Genomic DNA, 16962 nt, shown 5'->3' on the forward strand with positions numbered 1-16962 from the left:
TCTTTGTACTAATCTTTACTACTCTTAAACTCAAACGATTCTTTAGAATTAGACAGTGCAAAATCTTGCCCTTGTTTTGCCCATTCTTTTAAATCTTCTAAAACTTGTTTTGCTTCATCTATTCCCTGACCAGCATAAATTACTCTGTCAAGTACTTTTAAACGAGCTTCCAATTCTGTTGAATTCAATGCCCTGCCTGCTTCTTTAGAAGTCATGGCTTGAATTTGAATTGATGTAACAGAGGCTATAAATGCTTTCCAAATCACTGTTGATTCTTCTACATTTACAACTGTCATATCTTCCTTTAAATGATCCGAATAATTTTTGACAAACGAGATGTATTTTTTCTCTAAAGATTTTCTTCTAAAATACTCTCTGATTTTACCGCCAAAGCCTATTAGTACAATCAAGAAGATTACTACTACTATACCTAAAAAGATTAATAAGTAAGGATAATTAAATTCTTGCTCTACATCTAGATAATCTACATTAGCATAAAGCTGTGCAGAATCTGGTAGAACAGGAATCATGTCCTTAAAGAAAATCCCATCTAGGTTAGCAAATATAGAATCTGTTCCGTCTAAACTCTCTACCCAAATTGGTAAACCTAGTTCGTAAACAGAATCAATTTCGTACGTAGATAAAGTATAAACTACACAATCTACACTTACATTGCTTTCTGTTCTTGTTGGAAAGTATTCTTTTCTTAAAAGTTCAAAAGGTGTAAAATTATACGTAGAATCTGGAAATAACACTTCTTGATTGTTAGCATGTTCGTAACGCAAAGTGTAGTTTATTTCCTGACCTAGCATAATACTATCCGTATTAAACCTTCCATAAGGTGGCGTCTGCTTTTCTTCTTGTGCAAATGTGGCACTTGAAAAAATTAAAAAAGCGACTAAAAATAAATTTCTATATCGATTGTTCATCAGTTCTATTGAGCTCATCTATTTACGGGCTGAATTTCTGATCTTAAATAATTTTACTAATTGAGGTACATAATCTTCTGCAGCATTTACAAAAAGATAGTTTCCACCATTTCGTCTCACAAGATCGCTTAAAATTACTCTATTTTTTGCATAGAACTGATCTAAACGGTCTCTAAATTTTCTAGAAGATGTATTTACCCAAATTGTTTTACCTGCTTCTTTGTCAAATAGTGGTGCAATTCCAATTCTTGGGAAAGATGTTTCTCTATCATCTCCTACATGAATTACAATTAAATCGTGCTTACGACAAAGTGCTTTTAGGTGACGCTCGTATTCTTCGTCTACAAAATCAGATATTACAATAATGATACTTTTACGCTTTACCATTGCCAAAGTCTGACCTAAAGCTCTACTTATATTCGTTTTAGGCGATTTTGGCTTTAAACGAAACAGTTCACCAAATAACTGATAAGCATGCTTAACTCCTTTATTTGGTTTAATGTAACGTTCTTTATCATCAGAAAAACATAAAAGACCTACAGAACTTGCTTCTTTAATAGCAGACATAGCAAGCACACCACATATCTCTTTAGAAATATCGATTTTCTTTCTACCCTGTTTCCCAATTTCTTGAGAAGCACTTACATCTACTACAAAAAAGACACTTTGTTCTTTTTCTTCTTTAAATGTCTTTATAAAAGTACCATGTCCTTTGGCACTTACATTCCAATCTATATGCCTAATGTCATCGCCGTACTGATACAAGCGGACATCGTCAAATTCCAATCCAGAGCCTTTAAACACAGAATGGTAATCTCCCTGCATGTGCGAGTTAATAGCCTTTCTGATACGAATTTCGTAGCGTCTTAGCTTTTTAAGAAGTTCTTTCATCTTAATTCGTCTGTTTCTACTTCACTTTTTCTCCTGTCTGAGTTACCAAATTTAATTCAACCATATTGTTGTGAGCAAATTGAACGCTCATTTAACACTATTTAACCACATTTTTTAATACTCATAACATATTATGATTCATGCATACAAACTCTTTAGGTATTTTTGCCCTATGAAAAGAATATTGAATCTACTCGCATTAGGATTATTGTTGGTAAGTTGTGGTCCTGAAAAACCTCAAGCACCAGCAAATTTACTGTCTAAAGATGTCATGGTGAATGTCTTGATCGATCTTTATAAAGCAGAAGCAACAATCTCAACGCAGCATCTTCCTAAAGATGAAGCTATGAATGCTTACACTAAATTAGAGAAAGATATTTATACTAAGAATTCTACAGACTCTACAACTTTTAATAAAAGCTACGAATTTTATTTAAAAGACAATGTTGATGAGGCTGCGGCAATTCAAAAAGAAGTTGTTGAAAAATTGAAAGCAGAAAAAGAAGAGCTTACAACTGCTGATGGAAATGCTCCAAATATTAAAAAGTAATTTCTTTTTCGGAAAGATATAATTGAGGCACCTTTGGGTGCCTTTTCTTGTTTTAAGTAGTAAACCATAAGTAATTGGATAGTTTTAGTAAAATATCCTCTTTTACAATTCTGCTTCGTTTAGCATCAAAAAATATAGACCTCTACGCATGAGCTCCATCAAAACATTATTAGTTACACCTCCGCTTACGCAATTAAATACGCCTTATCCTGCTACAGCCTATTTAAAAGGATTTCTAAGAGAAAAGAATATTCCGGCATATCAAGTTGATTTAGGATTAGAACTTGTATTAAAAATATTTAGCACAGAGGGATTAACTGCTCTTTTTGATACTGCAGAAGAGGTTATTGAAGATTGTTCTGCTAATGTTCAAAGAATATTTATGCTTCAGGATGATTATTTAGAAACTATTGATCCTGTAATTCAATTTCTTCAAAATAAAGACAATACACTTGCACATAGTATTTGCCAAGATAACTTCTTGCCAAGAGCCAACCGTTTTAACCAGGTACAAAATGTAGATTGGACCTTTGGTACTATGGGTTTAAATGATAAAGCCCGATACCTTGCCACATTATTTCTAGAAGATATTGGTGATTTTATTATTGAAGCAATTACTGAAGACTTTGGTTTTAGCCGTTATGCTGAAAAAATAGCTATGTCTGCTACCAATTTTGCTCCAATAGACGATATCTTACAACAGCCCTCTCATATTTTAGATGAATGGTTACTTGATATACTAAATCAAAAGATTGAAGATATAGCACCAGATTTAATTGCCTTAACTGTTCCATTTCCTGGAAATTTATACGGTGCACTAAAATGTGGAAAATTCATTAAAGAAAATTACCCAGATATAGCAGTGGCTATGGGTGGTGGCTACCCAAATACAGAATTAAGATCACTTCAAGATCCGAAGGTATTTCAATATTTAGATTTTATTACTTTAGATGATGGAGAAGGTCCTCTTTTAAATCTAATGAAGCACCTTGAAGGTGAAATTCCAGCAAACCGACTTCAAAGAACTTATTTATTAGATAGTGGCGAAGTACATTATATAGATCAAAAAATACAAGATGTAATTAAACACAGTGATGTTGGTACGCCAGATTATAGTGATTTATTACTCGATCAATATTTATCTGTAATTGATGTTGCCAATCCAATGCACAGATTATGGAATGATGGGCGATGGAATAAATTAACCGTTGCACATGGCTGTTATTGGAAAAAATGTACTTTCTGCGATATATCACTTGATTATATAGGAAGATACGATCCCGCTCCTGCAAAAATGATTGTAGATCGGATTGAGCAAATTGTAAAAGAAACAGGACAATCTGGATTCCACTTTGTAGACGAGGCTGCTCCTCCTTTAGCTTTAAGAGATATTGCAGTTGAATTAATAAAAAGAGGAACAAAGATTACGTGGTGGGGAAATATCAGATTTGAAAAAACATTTACACCAGATTTATGTAAACTTTTAGAAGTTTCTGGGTGCGTTGCTGTTTCTGGCGGAATAGAGGTTGCTTCTGATAGACTTTTAAAATTAATGAAAAAAGGGGTATCGGTTAGTCAAGCTGCTCAAGTAACTAGAGCATTTAGTGAAGCTGGTATAATGGTACATGCCTATTTAATGTATGGTTTTCCTACTCAGACTACACAAGAAACAATAGATTCTTTAGAAGTAGTTAGACAAATGTTTGCAACCCATTGTATACATTCTGGGTTCTGGCATCGTTTCTCAATGACTGCACATGCACCCGTAGGTTTAAACCCTGAAGAATATAAAGTTGAACAAGATAATTTTGAATTTGAAGGTTTTGCTTGGAATGATTTACCACACAAAGATCCTACGGGAGCAAAACACGAACGCTTTGGTGAAGGGTTACGCAAATCAATCTTTAATTATATGCATGGACTAGAGCTTGATTTACCTGTTCAAAAATGGTTTGATTTTGCTACATCTTCCGCTAGTTTACCACCTACTTTAATAGAAGATAGTCTACTTGAAAATAAAAAACTAGATAAAGACCTTTTAAAACATTCATTAGTATGGCTTGGAAAAACTCCAATGCTAGAACTTGATGAAGATGATGATTGGGCTAAACTGATTTTTATTAATAAAAAAGAAGATTTAGAAATAGAGACATCTCCAATTTTAGGAGAATGGATTGCAGAACATATTTCTGATTTCAGTATTTATGAAGATGAATATCCAATAGTGGAAGAAATTAAACTCTTATTCGAAGAGGAAACAGGTTTTGAGTTTTCTGAATTAATAGAAAGTGATACTTGGAAAAAATTAAGAGAAAATGGGTTATTAATTATTCGGTTTTAAATTTTTAAATGAATAGTGCTACTATTGATATCAGCATAATTGTCCTCACTTTTAATCATGAGAAGTACATTGAAAAATGTATTTCCTCTATTCTTAATCAGCAACACAGTCTGACAATAGAAATAATTATTGGTGATGATGGCTCTTCAGACAAAACAATTGAAATATTAAAGACCTATGCTTTAAAAGAAAATTCTATTAGAGTACTTTTTAAAGGTAATGACAAAGAGTTTTTTAGAAATTCAAAAAGAACACCCGGAGGAAATTTATTACGTTGTTTAAAAGATACAAATGGAAAATTTATAGCTTTATGTGATGGAGACGATTATTGGACTGATACTAACAAAATTAATAAAGCCATTAATTTTATAAATTCAGATAAAAATCTAGTTGGTTATTTTCATCATGTTTCTTCAACTGTAAATACATCTCCTCATCAATTAGGTTCTAAGTTATACGACTTGACTACTTTTCTTGTAGATGAAAATAGACTACAAAGTTCAAGTGCTCTCCTTTTTAAAAATATTTTTTCGAAAGCGGACTATCAAGATCTTGAGTTTCTATTTAGAGAAAGCTATAAAGTTGATGATGATTTACTATTAATTCTTCTTAAGAAAGGCACTGTTTATTTTGATGCCAAAGTAATGACATATTATAGAAAGCATAATTCAACTCTTTGGAGCTCCAATTCTCTAATTGATCAAGTACAAAGTGAAATAGATCATTTAAAGAAATGTTTAATCTTTTTTTCTGAAAATGTTCTTCTTCTAAAGGTTATCAAAAAGAAATTAGAAGATACTTATTTACTAGGTATCCTTATTACTTTAAAATTAAGGAAATATAAAATGCTCCCTTTTTTTTATAAAGGAGCACCTATAAACATTACTTCAATTAAAAAAATATTTAAATACTTTTTAAAAGGACTTTTATTTAGACATTAAGCTACATCTGCAAATACGGATTTAGAATATATCCTGCTTCACCAGTTATGAGTTCATAATTTATTATTCTCTCACCTCCTGTTGGTTTACTATTAGAATCCTCTTCTTTGTAAATTGGAAATACTAATTCAATATCTGAATCTGAAAAAGTAACCTCTTCATGACCCATATATCCTTGTGCTAGATCATCATTTTCTGCAATAGATTGGATATAAATTTTACCATAACTTTCATCTGTAAAAGAGGCTATTCCAATTAAGTTTACATAACTACCAGATCCTGCAGATCGTTCTGCTATATACAGCTCTTCATAGCCATCTTTATTAAGATCCAATACGTAAAATTGTTCTATTGGATCTCCTTTGAAAATTAATATCTCATTCGAATTAGGGAAGTTCATACCTTGTACAGAGATAATACTCGCACTGTTGGTAACTTTTTCTTCAGTTAATGTGAATATCATTCCACTTTTGGTTTCTATCTTATGCGAAATAACTTGAGGAATTATTTCTTCTTGAGAGTTATCAACATTCAACTCCTTTCCTTTCTGATTCTCTTGATTACAACTCACTGTAATTAAGTAAATAAAGGAGATTATCAACAGTGTTTTGGGGTTTACTATCATTGTGAATAAATCGTTTATTGGTTATGTAGTATAATTTAATGCTTTATACTCAATTGTTATTAACTTTTTAAAGTTTTTTGTAAAAAAAGAAAGTTACCAACACGACATGTTGATAACTTTCTTTTTTTATATGTTCCGATAAACTTATACTAAGTTATTCACATTACTAACATTTCTAAATAGAATAACGAGATTCCGCCAACATAACCTAGAGCAGCAATCCAAGCAATGTTTTTAAGGTACCATAAAAAGCTAATTCTTTCCATACCCATTGCTGCAACTCCTGCTGCAGAACCTACTATTAAAATACTACCTCCTGTACCAGAAGCATAGGCTAACATTTCCCAGAATTTACCATCTACTACAAAGTTTGCTAATTCTCCAGTAGAACCATCAGGAGCAATATCATACATACCCATAAATGCAGCTACAATCGGAACGTTATCAACAATTGCAGATAGCACACCAATTAATGTATTTTGTAAATAAATATCTTGAAAATGCTCTTGCATAAAACCAGCCATCACATTAAGGTGACCTGCTGAACTTAATGCTCCAACCGCTAATAAAATACCCATTAAGAACAATACAGTAGGCATATCAATTTTAGATAAAATACGTCCTACATTCAAGTTTCTTTTATCCTGAAGTGTTTTAGAATGAAGTTTAAAATCTGTAATAAACCACATTGCACCTAGACCTAATAACATTCCAATAAATGGAGGTAAATGAGTATATGATTTAATAACAGGAACCATTAATAAAGCTGTAATACCCATTACTAAAACAATTACACGGTCTTTTAATGGAATAAATGCTGCATTTTCATCTTCTGATATCTTTGGTATATCTATCTCTCCTTTTAGTTTAAGTGCTAATACTATTAATGGTAAAATCATTGCTACTAAAGAAGGTAAAAATATCTCTTCAATAATTCTAAGTGCAGTAATTTGACCGCCAATCCAAAGCATAATCGTAGTAACATCACCAATTGGAGACCATGCACCACCTGCATTTGCAGAGATAACTACCATACTGGCAAAATACCATCGAGTTTCATCATCTTTAATTAATTTACTTAGTACAGCAACAATTACAATTGTGGTTGTAAGGTTATCTAATGCCGCAGATAAGAAAAATGTCATGAAAGAAATAATTACCAAAAGTTTCGCTTTATTCGTAACTTTTATTCTATTTGTGATTATTCGGAAGCCTTGGTATTCATCAATAACTTCTACAATAGTCATAGCTCCCATTAAGAAAAATACAATAGAAGCAATTTCGGAGAGGTGTTCGGTTAATTCGTGATGCACTAGAAAGTGAACCATCGATTCTTTTGAATTTGGATTTACCGTTAACCAGTCTTTCCAAGATTCACTATAACCTAATTCTAAGATTTCTGGTGCTCCAATCGCATAAAGAGCCCATAGACCAGCACCCATTATCAATGCTGTTGCAGCTTTATTGATATGGATGTTATGTTCTAAAACAATTAATAAATAACCGAAGATAAAGACTTCGATCATGAGGTAGTACATCATCAGTGAAAAAAAATATTAAGGTGAAGTTCTAGTACAAGCCACGAAATTAATTGTTGAAGTTTGATAGTTATAGTTTTTATTATAAAATGTTAAAAATTAGTCAAAAAAATGCTTTAAATACATCAAAATAACCCTATTATACAATTTATTGAACCTAATTATCATAAAACATGAAAGAATTGACCCTAGATAAATGGAAAAGAAAGGAACAATTTCACTATTTTAATTCATTCGAAAACCCTAATTTTTCTGTGACCGCAAATATTTGTATTGATGGATTAATACAATTTAAAAAGGAACACACAGCCTCATTACATTTATTGTATCATTATTTTATGCTGAAAGCAATGAATGAAGTGGAAGAATTTAAGATTAGAATTATTGATGAGAAAATATATGCCTTTGATACGGTATATGGAGGAACTACTATTTTAAAAGAAGACGAAACGTTCTCTTTCGTATATCTTGATTGGTTTCAAGACTTTGAAGTATTTTCTAAAGTAGGTAAAGCTGCTATTCAAAAAATTATTGATGGGGAACCATTTGAGTACAAAGAAAATGATTATCCAATTATTCATTGTACTACAGTACCATGGATTCAATTTACAAGTGTACAAAACCCAAATAGAGGAAAAAAATTAGACAATGGAATTCCTAGTGTTGCATTCGGAAAAATATTTAAACAAGAAAATAAAACAATGCTTCCTATATCAGTACAAGCTCACCATGCTTTATTAGATGGTATTCATATGGGGAAGTTCTTTACTAAAATGGAAGAGTATTGTAGTGCTACGGTATTAAACCTGAAGTAAAAATGCCGTTGCAAGACTAAAATAAATTAATAGTCCTGTAATGTCTACTATTGTAGTAATTGCAGGACTTGCTACTACTGCAGGATCGCCATTAAATTTTCGGACAATTATAGGTAAACCAGCTCCTATTATTGTAGAGGATACCACTTGTAATGCTAACGCCAAAGAAATAATAAAAGCTACATACGATAAGGTTAATGTTCCTGGTAATAAAGTATCAAAAGATAATAACGATACTTTTATAAAAGCGATAGATGATAAACATACAGCTAAAAGAATAGAGATTCTCATTTCTTTAAAAGTGATTGTCCACCAATCTTTTACAGTAACCTCTCCCAAAGATAACGCCCTAATAATTACGGTACTGGCTTGACTACCCGCATTTCCACCCGTATCTGCTAACATTGGCATGTACAAAGCTAAAATAACCATTTGATCTAAAGCAGCTTCAAAATGATGTAAAATTAACCCAGATATCATTCCAACTATAGCCAAAGATACCAACCAAACTACTCTTTTTTTAAAGTGTCTAAAAACAGATATATCCATGTATCCCTCATCATCACCTTCATCATTAGAAGAGGTTATACCCATCATTTTTTCCATATCTTCTGTCTGTTCGGCAACAATTACTTCAATAGCGTCATCATGCCTTACAATACCTACAAGTTTATGGTCATCATTTAAGATTGGTAAAGCCACTAAGTCATATTTTTCAATCATTCTTGCAGCTCGTTCTCTATCATCATTTACTTTTGCCGCTACATAATCTACATGAAGAAGGTCTGCTATTTTATCAGATAGATCGGCTAATATCAGATCTTTTAAAGTAATAAAACCAAGCAATACTTTTTCATCATCTACTACATATACATAGTAAATCATTTTTTTACCTGGTGAATCAATTTTAATTTTATCAACCGCCTCCCGAACAGTCATCCAAACTCTAACTGTAGCAAAATCTGTCGTCATTATTCCTCCTGCAGAGTCGGAATCATAAGCACTTAATTCTACAACATTACTACGAACTTGCTTGTTTAAATAAGGTAATAAAGAGGTTTGCTCTTCGAGTGTTAATTCTTGATAGAAATCGGCACGTTCATCTGAACGCATATCTTCAAAAATCTTAGAAAAAGCACGTTTATCTAATTTATTAAAAATTTGATATTGTAAATCGCGAGAAAATTCTCCAAAAATTTGAGCTTTCTCTTTCTTCGAAAATAATTCAAAAACTAAAAGGAGGTCTTGTTCTTCTAATTTCTCTAAGATTTCTACAATTTCAATTGTAGGCAATTTCCCAATTACATCTTTTAATGCATTCCAATCTTCTGTATCAATTAAATCTTTTACAATTTCATAACGCTGATCAATGTTCGTGACAGTCATAAGATTTAAATATGGTCTTAGTAAGTAAATAGAAAATAAGTAGTCAATAAAAGCTATTTTAAATACACTAAGATTTAAGGGAGACTACTTAAGAAGTTAACTATTAGAAAACTATTTTTCTAATTCTTTAATGAATAACAAATCAAAATTAAAAGTTCTATTATTAAAAATGACTAAATTGTGTCGTAATAATAATTAAACCATCATAATATATGTTCACCGGAATAATCGAAGCAATTGGTAACATTGTAGATATCCAAAAAGACAAAGAAAATACAATTTTCACTGTTGAATCTCCCCTATCAAAAGAATTAAAAATTGACCAAAGTCTTGCACATAATGGTGTATGTCTAACTGTTACACACATAGAAGACAACAAACATCAGGTTGTGGCAATTCATGAAACTTTACAAAAAACAAACCTTGGCGATTGGAAAGTTGGCGATATAGTGAACCTAGAAAGAAGCATGCCTTCGCATGGTAGATTTGATGGACATATTGTTCAAGGACATGTAGACCAAATTGGTGAATGTATTAGCGTTGTTGATGAACAAGGAAGCTGGAGATTTACTTTCCAATACGATCCATCAACAAAAAATTTCACTGTTGAAAAAGGTTCTATTTGTGTAAATGGAGCAAGTTTAACTGTGGTCGATGATGCCAAAGGTCAGTTTAGTGTAGCAATAATTCCTTACACATTTGAGCATACTAATTTTCATAAAATTGAAAAAGGCACTAAAATTAACTTAGAATTTGATATATTAGGTAAGTACATTCAAAAGTTAAAAACATTGGATCTATAATATGACCAATCTTAAATGTCTTATAGTTGATGACGAAGAAGTATCTCGTATGGTAGTACGTGACTTTATTAAACGCACCGAAGGTTTAGAACTTAGTGGTGAGTTTGATAATGCTGTATCTGCTTATGACGTTCTTAAAGACACACCCGTAGACCTTCTCTTTTTAGATATAGAGATGCCTCAAATGACAGGAATTGAGCTAGTACAATCACTAGAGAAGCTCCCAGAGGTAATTCTTATTACAGGAAGAAGAGACTTCGGGGCTGAAGCGTATGAATACAATCTTACCGACTATTTGATTAAACCGATTACTTATCCTAGATTTCTTAAGGCAGTTGAAAAAGCTAAATTATCAATAGAAGATAGTGATCAAAAATTAGTTGAAAATAGTAGCGATGATATTCTTTATGTAAAGGCTGATCATAAGATTGTAAAACTTGCTCTTAGTGAAATCTTTTTTGTAGAAGCTTTATCAGATTATATGCTGATTAATACTAAGGATAAAAAATATATTGTGCATTCCACAATGAAAGCTTTGGAAAAGAAATTTCCAGAAAATTTTATTAGGGTGCATCGTTCTTACATCGCTAATCTTGATAAGATAACTACTATTGAAGACATGCAGATTGTTATGCCTCAAAAAAGTATTCCTATTGGAAACTCTTATAAAAGTAATTTCCTCTCAAAATTGAACTTCTTATAGTCAATCTTGAGAGGAAATCTCTTTTTATATCAAAAACACAAAGTAACTTTTCTAATTATCTACCCGGTTGAGAGTAGTTTACACTAAAATTATAAGTTACTGTGTCTACTTGTCCCTTTATATCGGTAGCTACTACTTCTAAGGTATATATTAATACGCCTTCATGATCTAATGATTGACGTATTGGGAAACTCACATTTCCGAACATTACGCCTAAATCTACTGGGTAGGTTGTAAAATCTGTAAATGTAGATGTCATTGGAGCATTATAGCCATAATCATCTGTAAAAGTATATGTTATAGATGATAAGCCAACATTCTCGTCTACTTTACCTTCAATACTTATATTTAAATCTTCTGTTAGCGTTAACTCCTGAACGGTATTTTCTGGAATATACTCTTTCGACTCATTAAATATTAAATCTGTAATATTAATTGATGGTGCTAAATCTTCTCTAGCAACCAAAGAGAACCTAAAGAAGGATGCGTTATCCCATGTTTGTTCCTGATCTTTCACTTTCACATTTACAAAAATAGTTTCTCCTGCATCTACTCCTGTTTGATTAAAACCAAAGTTGAATGTAGTTAAAGTTGCAAGGTCTACAGTTGTTGCTCCATCTAAAGCTAAATTAACAACAGGAGCTTCTACAACTGTACCAGCACTACCAACAGCACTTGGAACGCTAATATATGATACTTCTAGGCGCATAGAATCTAACCCTCCTTCATCTTCAAAAATAAGACTTGAAAGACTAAAGTTTTCACCCGGAAACATTAATACAACTCTATCAGAAGGAATCTCTATTCCATTCGTTTCTGCATAAGAAACAAACTGAGCTGGAACATCATCACAATTAACATTAATAGACTGTACTTCTGTTTTTACATTACCAAACACATCTTCCATAGATATTGTAAGGTCATAAACACCATTTGCTAAGCTATCAGAAATAAAGATCTGATTTTCTACAATTGATTCTAACGTTATATTTTCACCATCGGCTAGAAAATATCTTGGAGAAGATGTTCCTATTTGTACACCAACTTTATTAATTCCAATATTATCAGAAATAAGACCGCTCAGTGCTAAGTATTCTCCTCTACAATACGCTGTATTTTCTTGATTTCCTTCTATGGCAGACATCACAGTTAAATCACTTAAAGAAGGTGATAATGTATCTGTACCAACCATAAAATAAGTTGTATCTGCAATTATATTTCCTCCAGTATCCGTATTTCTTAACGCTAAGAAGTACTCTCCAGTAGAAACATAAGCCGGAATCAGGATTGCTGAGTCTAATATTAATAACCTTGCTTGAGTTGTAAAAACTGAATCAAATGTAAACTCTAAATCAGTAGAGTCTAAAGATGCATCTACTTTACCAATTGTTACTTGAGCTTCCTCAATTAACACATTATCAGTAAAAGTTATGTTCAACTGAAAAGAGTCTTTATAATAATAGGTATCATTCAGAAATGAATCTGAAGATATAGACGGACTAAAATCATCTTCTAAAGCTATACAAGAGATAAATCCGGTTAAAAACAATATATATAAGGCAACATTTTGAAGTTTCATAGTATTATTTCAGTTAGTCGTCGTGCAATTTAATAAATGTTAATCAGAGTTAATAACATTTACTTGTACAATGTAAAAATTTAATTTTTAAAAGATGTATTTAAAATGATCGTTATAAAATAGAATCAGAAAGGTAACAGCATTATAAATTTTAATTAATTTTTTGATATAACTCTTAAAATAATGGTAAACTGAGGCTTATAACATTAAAAAGCATAAATACCTTCATTTAATTTAAAAAAAACTTGATGTTTGTATTGTAGAAAGAAATTAATGACAACAATGTTGAACTACTCTAGTAGTAAAACAAGTCATTTAAAGAGTAACTATGTTAAGCAGCATAGAAGTCAGATGAATAGATTGAAGAGAGAGCTTGGAGAAGGCTAGTTTTTTTAAAACTAGCCTTCTTTTTTTTGATCACTTTTTCTATTCATCTGCTATTTCAATAATACATTTATTTTTGTTTTTCTATCACTTCCTTTCCCCATAAATCCATAGATATAAGTATCCCTTCTAATGATCTACCCAGGTCTGTTAACTCATAAACTACTTTTGGAGGAACTTCTGCGTACACTGTTCTTTTTACTAAGTTATCTTCTTCTAACTCTCTTACTGTTTGGGTAAACATTTTATTGGATACTTCTGGAATTGTTTTCTGAAGCTCACCAGAACGTTGGCCTCCTTCTAAAAGATGAAATAAAACCAATGGTTTCCATTTATTTCCTATCAAATCCATTGTTAAACGTAGAGAGCATTCATATTTTTTATTAATCATCTTATTTTTATTTGTCTAATACTCAGTAATTCACACCTTTTGGTAACTACCTTACTATTTTGTAAGGTATTGATTAACAGCATATCTATATTTAATTTTGTGATAAAGATAATCAAGAAAATAGTATGAATAAAAAAGAAAGTTATCCAAGATCATTTTCTCATATTGGTATTACTGTACCGGATATTGAGAAAGCTGTAAAATTCTATTCTGAAATTATGGGATGGTATGTTATTATGCCTCCTTCAGACGTTACAGAAGAAAGTGATACTGCTATTGGCCAAATGTGTATAGATGTATTTGGTACTGGATGGGGAACGTTTAAAATTGCTCATTTATCTACTTCAGATGGAATAGGTATTGAATTGTTTTCATTCCCTACTACAAAAGCTGAAAAACCTGAGTTTGATCCTTTCAATACAGGTTTATTTCACTTCTGTGTTCAAGATCCTAACATTGAGGAATTGACAGAGAAAATTGTTGCTGCAGGTGGTAAACAAAGAATGCCAATTCGTGAATATTACCCTGATTCAAAACCTTATAAAATGGTCTATGTTGAAGATCCATTTGGAATAGTTTTCGAAATCTACACGCATAGTTATGAGTTAACCTATTCTTCTGGAGCTTATTCAGAATAGTTGATAAAAAGAAAGAGGTCACTTCCCATAGGAAATGACCTCTTAATTGTATATATTTTAAGTTCTAATTAGAAGCTAATTGCTGCCTCTAACATGAAACCATCAAACTGACCACCTGCGAAGTTTGCATTAGTAGAACCAGTTCCTAAGTAGTTATCATAGTCTTCATACGTTTGTTTGATGTATGAACCTTTTAAAGATACGTTCTTAGTCATGAACCAACCAGCAGAAAGCTCGTAACGGTTTTGACGAACATCTTGCTGTCCAACACTCCATGCAGTACCATCTTCAAAAGCACCTGCTTCAGCAGCATTAGTACCCCAAGCTGTATTGTAACGAGCACCTACATTAAATTGTTCTTGATGACCAAAACGGTAAACTAATTCACCTGCTAATTGTTCCCAAGTTCTGTTACTCATGTTTGGATCTGCTGATACTTCACCTTTTGATAAACCTTGAGAGTTCTCATAAGTACCGAAGAATTCTAAACCGCGGAACTTAACAAATGAGTTCAACATAACCGCATCAATGTTATTTGTGAAGTTAGGGTTAGCACGACCAGATCTGAAATCATCTCCAGTAGGAACCATCACGTTGTAGAATCTAGAACCAGCTCTATCACCTGCATAAAGGTTAGAGTTGTCTAAGTTAGAGTTATGGTAGTAAGATCCTGTTAAACGAACTCTTAAATCATCATTAAGTTGTTTGTCGTAACCAAGTTTACCATATACAGACCAGTTACCTGTGTGTGTCACACCTTGGTTTAATGCTCCGTTAGATAAACCGAACATACCAATGAAACCATTTTTCTGAGCATACATTTCCATTGCCATTTCAGTAGCAAATGCATCCATAATTGTGTTACCAATAAAAGCATTACCCATTGTGTAAGCATTGTCTGTACGACGGAAATGCTGATCACCATAGTTTACTTCCATTTGACCTACTTTAATAGTAACGATATCCATGATATCATCAGCTAATTGAGAGTTCAAGTTTAAGAAGTTCAAGTTATCAACTTGTAAATAACCACCCATTACCCAAGTATCATTGTGGTGACGAGAAGAAAGGTAAGTTAATAAGTTTACTCTAACACCATCTGCTAACTGAGCGTCGATTCTTAAATTGGCAGTTGGAAGGTTAACATTTGTGTGAATGTCTTGAAGGTTACCCATAGTGTTACTATGTTGTAAACCTTGCATTTGTAAAGCAAAGTCACCACCAACACGTACTTTAACACCATCAAATCCAACAGTATCAGATTTAGTTGTTTCGAATACATTTAGACCTCTTTGGTCATTGTATCTGAAGTATTGAAGATCTCTGTTGAAAAGTGTACTTTGTGCAGATGCGTTACCTGCAAACATTGTAAGAAGTAAAGCAATTACTCCAGTAAATTTGTAAAGATTATTCATGTTTGATAAAAGTTATTCCAATTAGTTAGGAATTAATTAAGTAGATTTAATAAGTAAATTAATATTCTAAATTACACGTAACCAGAACTAATAAACTTATATTATTGTAGATAATTTTCTTATTGCTTAGATAGATACGTTGTAAACGATCGTTACTTCATCTCCTGTAGTAATTGTGCCAAACATTGCTGTTGGTGGCTCTACTGAATACTCTGTCATATTAAAAGTAGTTTTACCTTTAAAAGACACTACACCAGATTCAACTGATGATTGAGCTGTTAACGTAACGTTTTTAGATGCTCCAGCAATCGTTAATTGACCTTCTGCTGAAACAACACCGTTTGCATCAATTGTTGCTTTTGATGACTTAAACGTAATATTAGGATTGTTTTTTTCTTTTAAAGCTGCGTAAACGTTCTTATCCATAGATCCTTTTCCAGACTTTAAGCTTTTTACAACAAAAGTAAGATCTAATGTGTTTACGGCTGTAACTTTATCTCCTTCAACACTTACATCTGCTGAACCAGAAATTGATTCAACGTCACAGTGCCAATCATGTAAAGAAGAAGTTCCTTCAACTTTTACTTCACTTTTGTCATTTAAGATTTCTCTTGATTGTGCAAAAGTTAATGTTGAAAATAGTGAAACTATTAAAAATGTAGATAATAATGATTTTTTCATTGTTCTGTAGATAATATTAGGTGATAAATTCTATTAATTGATATTAGTAGCTAATGAAGTAGTAGGTGTTAACCTTGTAATGCACTTGCAATTTATAACATTGAAAAACAATACAGGTAATAATTATAGTTAGTAAGGGTAAACAAAAACGAATGAATGTGAATTAATTTGTGATTTTCAAAATCAATAATTTCAAAATGATTTTAATCAAATAGTTATAATGATATTCATTACCATTACGTAATTGTACAGTTAAAATATCTACTTATAAAGTACCTTTTAACCAACTATATATTAAAATTTTATAACGTAACTTTTGGTTATGCTTTCAAATTACAAGTTGAATTAGTAC

At 31.9% G+C, this 16962-nt stretch carries 16 protein-coding genes; 7 read left to right on the forward strand and 9 right to left on the reverse strand.

From position 1 onward, the window contains the following. Window positions 1-8: 8 nt before the first annotated feature. Both EI427_RS15940 and EI427_RS15945 read right to left on the reverse strand, forming a co-directional pair. Window positions 9-947: a hypothetical protein gene (locus tag EI427_RS15940; RefSeq protein WP_126616575.1), complete on the reverse strand. Its 939-nt coding sequence runs from the start codon at window positions 945-947 to the stop codon at window positions 9-11. Beyond that, entirely contained in the window at window positions 948-1820 is an 873-nt protein-coding gene (locus tag EI427_RS15945) for a DUF58 domain-containing protein (protein WP_126616577.1), read from the reverse strand. Window positions 1821-1992: 172 nt separating this feature from the next. On the opposite strand from EI427_RS15945, the gene EI427_RS15950 reads away from it, so the two are divergent. The 3 genes from EI427_RS15950 (at window position 1993) to EI427_RS15960 (ending at window position 5652) form a co-directional block, all read left to right on the forward strand. After that, the gene (locus EI427_RS15950; RefSeq protein ID WP_170178499.1) at window positions 1993-2370 is read left to right on the forward strand and encodes a DUF4296 domain-containing protein; all 378 of its coding nucleotides are present in this window, start codon (window positions 1993-1995) and stop codon (window positions 2368-2370) included. Between the two features lie 148 nt (window positions 2371-2518). Next, window positions 2519-4711, forward strand: a complete 2193-nt coding sequence (locus EI427_RS15955) for a B12-binding domain-containing radical SAM protein (RefSeq protein ID WP_126616582.1) — start codon at window positions 2519-2521, stop codon at window positions 4709-4711. An 8-nt stretch (window positions 4712-4719) separates the two neighbouring features. Then, the gene (locus EI427_RS15960; RefSeq protein WP_126616585.1) at window positions 4720-5652 is read left to right on the forward strand and encodes a glycosyltransferase family 2 protein; all 933 of its coding nucleotides are present in this window, start codon (window positions 4720-4722) and stop codon (window positions 5650-5652) included. A 1-nt stretch (window position 5653) separates the two neighbouring features. On the opposite strand, the gene EI427_RS15965 is transcribed toward EI427_RS15960, so the two are convergent. Then, window positions 5654-6223 carry a hypothetical protein gene (locus tag EI427_RS15965; protein WP_170178500.1) on the reverse strand — a complete coding sequence of 190 codons (570 nt, stop codon included), beginning with the start codon at window positions 6221-6223 and terminating at the stop codon, window positions 5654-5656. 212 nt (window positions 6224-6435) lie between these two features. Further along, on the reverse strand, window positions 6436-7803 hold the full coding sequence (gene nhaD / locus EI427_RS15970) for a sodium:proton antiporter NhaD (protein ID WP_240655318.1): 1368 nt from the start codon (window positions 7801-7803) through the stop codon (window positions 6436-6438). A 185-nt stretch (window positions 7804-7988) separates the two neighbouring features. On the opposite strand from nhaD, the gene EI427_RS15975 reads away from it, so the two are divergent. Continuing rightward, window positions 7989-8630: a CatA-like O-acetyltransferase gene (locus EI427_RS15975; protein WP_126616590.1), complete on the forward strand. Its 642-nt coding sequence runs from the start codon at window positions 7989-7991 to the stop codon at window positions 8628-8630. Here the strand turns inward: EI427_RS15975 and mgtE are convergent. Continuing rightward, on the reverse strand, window positions 8616-10016 hold the full coding sequence (gene mgtE / locus EI427_RS15980; protein ID WP_126616593.1) for a magnesium transporter: 1401 nt from the start codon (window positions 10014-10016) through the stop codon (window positions 8616-8618). The two genes, EI427_RS15975 and mgtE, sit on opposite strands and share 15 nt — an antisense overlap. A 212-nt stretch (window positions 10017-10228) precedes the next feature. Here mgtE and EI427_RS15985 point away from each other — a divergent pair, with 212 nt between their 5' ends. Together EI427_RS15985 and EI427_RS15990 are read left to right on the forward strand one after the other, a co-directional pair. Continuing rightward, window positions 10229-10819 carry a riboflavin synthase gene (locus EI427_RS15985; protein WP_126616596.1) on the forward strand — a complete coding sequence of 197 codons (591 nt, stop codon included), beginning with the start codon at window positions 10229-10231 and terminating at the stop codon, window positions 10817-10819. Between the two features lies 1 nt (window position 10820). Further along, complete coding sequence (locus EI427_RS15990; RefSeq protein WP_126616599.1) at window positions 10821-11522, forward strand: LytR/AlgR family response regulator transcription factor; 702 nt, start codon at window positions 10821-10823, stop codon at window positions 11520-11522. Between the two features lie 55 nt (window positions 11523-11577). On the opposite strand, the gene EI427_RS15995 is transcribed toward EI427_RS15990, so the two are convergent. After that, on the reverse strand, window positions 11578-13101 hold the full coding sequence (locus EI427_RS15995) for a DUF4625 domain-containing protein (protein WP_126616602.1): 1524 nt from the start codon (window positions 13099-13101) through the stop codon (window positions 11578-11580). Between the two features lie 454 nt (window positions 13102-13555). Then, window positions 13556-13876: a winged helix-turn-helix transcriptional regulator gene (locus tag EI427_RS16000; RefSeq protein WP_126616604.1), complete on the reverse strand. Its 321-nt coding sequence runs from the start codon at window positions 13874-13876 to the stop codon at window positions 13556-13558. Between the two features lie 125 nt (window positions 13877-14001). Here EI427_RS16000 and EI427_RS16005 point away from each other — a divergent pair, with 125 nt between their 5' ends. Next, window positions 14002-14514 carry a lactoylglutathione lyase family protein gene (locus tag EI427_RS16005; protein ID WP_126616607.1) on the forward strand — a complete coding sequence of 171 codons (513 nt, stop codon included), beginning with the start codon at window positions 14002-14004 and terminating at the stop codon, window positions 14512-14514. 68 nt (window positions 14515-14582) lie between these two features. On the opposite strand, the gene EI427_RS16010 is transcribed toward EI427_RS16005, so the two are convergent. After that, window positions 14583-15929, reverse strand: a complete 1347-nt coding sequence (locus EI427_RS16010; RefSeq protein WP_126616610.1) for a hypothetical protein — start codon at window positions 15927-15929, stop codon at window positions 14583-14585. 126 nt (window positions 15930-16055) lie between these two features. After that, the gene (locus EI427_RS16015) at window positions 16056-16610 is read right to left on the reverse strand and encodes a YceI family protein (protein ID WP_126616612.1); all 555 of its coding nucleotides are present in this window, start codon (window positions 16608-16610) and stop codon (window positions 16056-16058) included. Window positions 16611-16962: the final 352 nt, after the last annotated feature.

Source organism: Flammeovirga pectinis (assembly GCF_003970675.1).
Classification (GTDB): Bacteria; Bacteroidota; Bacteroidia; order Cytophagales; family Flammeovirgaceae; genus Flammeovirga; species Flammeovirga pectinis.

Bases quoted from the DNA above. Each gene is read 5' to 3' on its own strand.
- nhaD (WP_240655318.1), bottom strand. From the start codon at position 7,803: ATGATCGAAGTCTTTATCTTCGGTTATTTATTAATTGTTTTAGAACAT.
- EI427_RS16010 (WP_126616610.1), bottom strand. From the start codon at position 15,929: ATGAATAATCTTTACAAATTTACTGGAGTAATTGCTTTACTTCTTACA.
- EI427_RS15950 (WP_170178499.1), top strand. From the start codon at position 1,993: ATGAAAAGAATATTGAATCTACTCGCATTAGGATTATTGTTGGTAAGT.
- EI427_RS16015 (WP_126616612.1), bottom strand. From the start codon at position 16,610: ATGAAAAAATCATTATTATCTACATTTTTAATAGTTTCACTATTTTCA.
- EI427_RS16000 (WP_126616604.1), bottom strand. From the start codon at position 13,876: ATGATTAATAAAAAATATGAATGCTCTCTACGTTTAACAATGGATTTG.
- EI427_RS15990 (WP_126616599.1), top strand. From the start codon at position 10,821: ATGACCAATCTTAAATGTCTTATAGTTGATGACGAAGAAGTATCTCGT.
- EI427_RS15960 (WP_126616585.1), top strand. From the start codon at position 4,720: ATGAATAGTGCTACTATTGATATCAGCATAATTGTCCTCACTTTTAAT.
- mgtE (WP_126616593.1), bottom strand. From the start codon at position 10,016: ATGACTGTCACGAACATTGATCAGCGTTATGAAATTGTAAAAGATTTA.
- EI427_RS15940 (WP_126616575.1), bottom strand. From the start codon at position 947: ATGAGCTCAATAGAACTGATGAACAATCGATATAGAAATTTATTTTTA.
- EI427_RS15955 (WP_126616582.1), top strand. From the start codon at position 2,519: ATGAGCTCCATCAAAACATTATTAGTTACACCTCCGCTTACGCAATTA.
- EI427_RS15995 (WP_126616602.1), bottom strand. From the start codon at position 13,101: ATGAAACTTCAAAATGTTGCCTTATATATATTGTTTTTAACCGGATTT.
- EI427_RS15985 (WP_126616596.1), top strand. From the start codon at position 10,229: ATGTTCACCGGAATAATCGAAGCAATTGGTAACATTGTAGATATCCAA.
- EI427_RS15945 (WP_126616577.1), bottom strand. From the start codon at position 1,820: ATGAAAGAACTTCTTAAAAAGCTAAGACGCTACGAAATTCGTATCAGA.
- EI427_RS15975 (WP_126616590.1), top strand. From the start codon at position 7,989: ATGAAAGAATTGACCCTAGATAAATGGAAAAGAAAGGAACAATTTCAC.
- EI427_RS16005 (WP_126616607.1), top strand. From the start codon at position 14,002: ATGAATAAAAAAGAAAGTTATCCAAGATCATTTTCTCATATTGGTATT.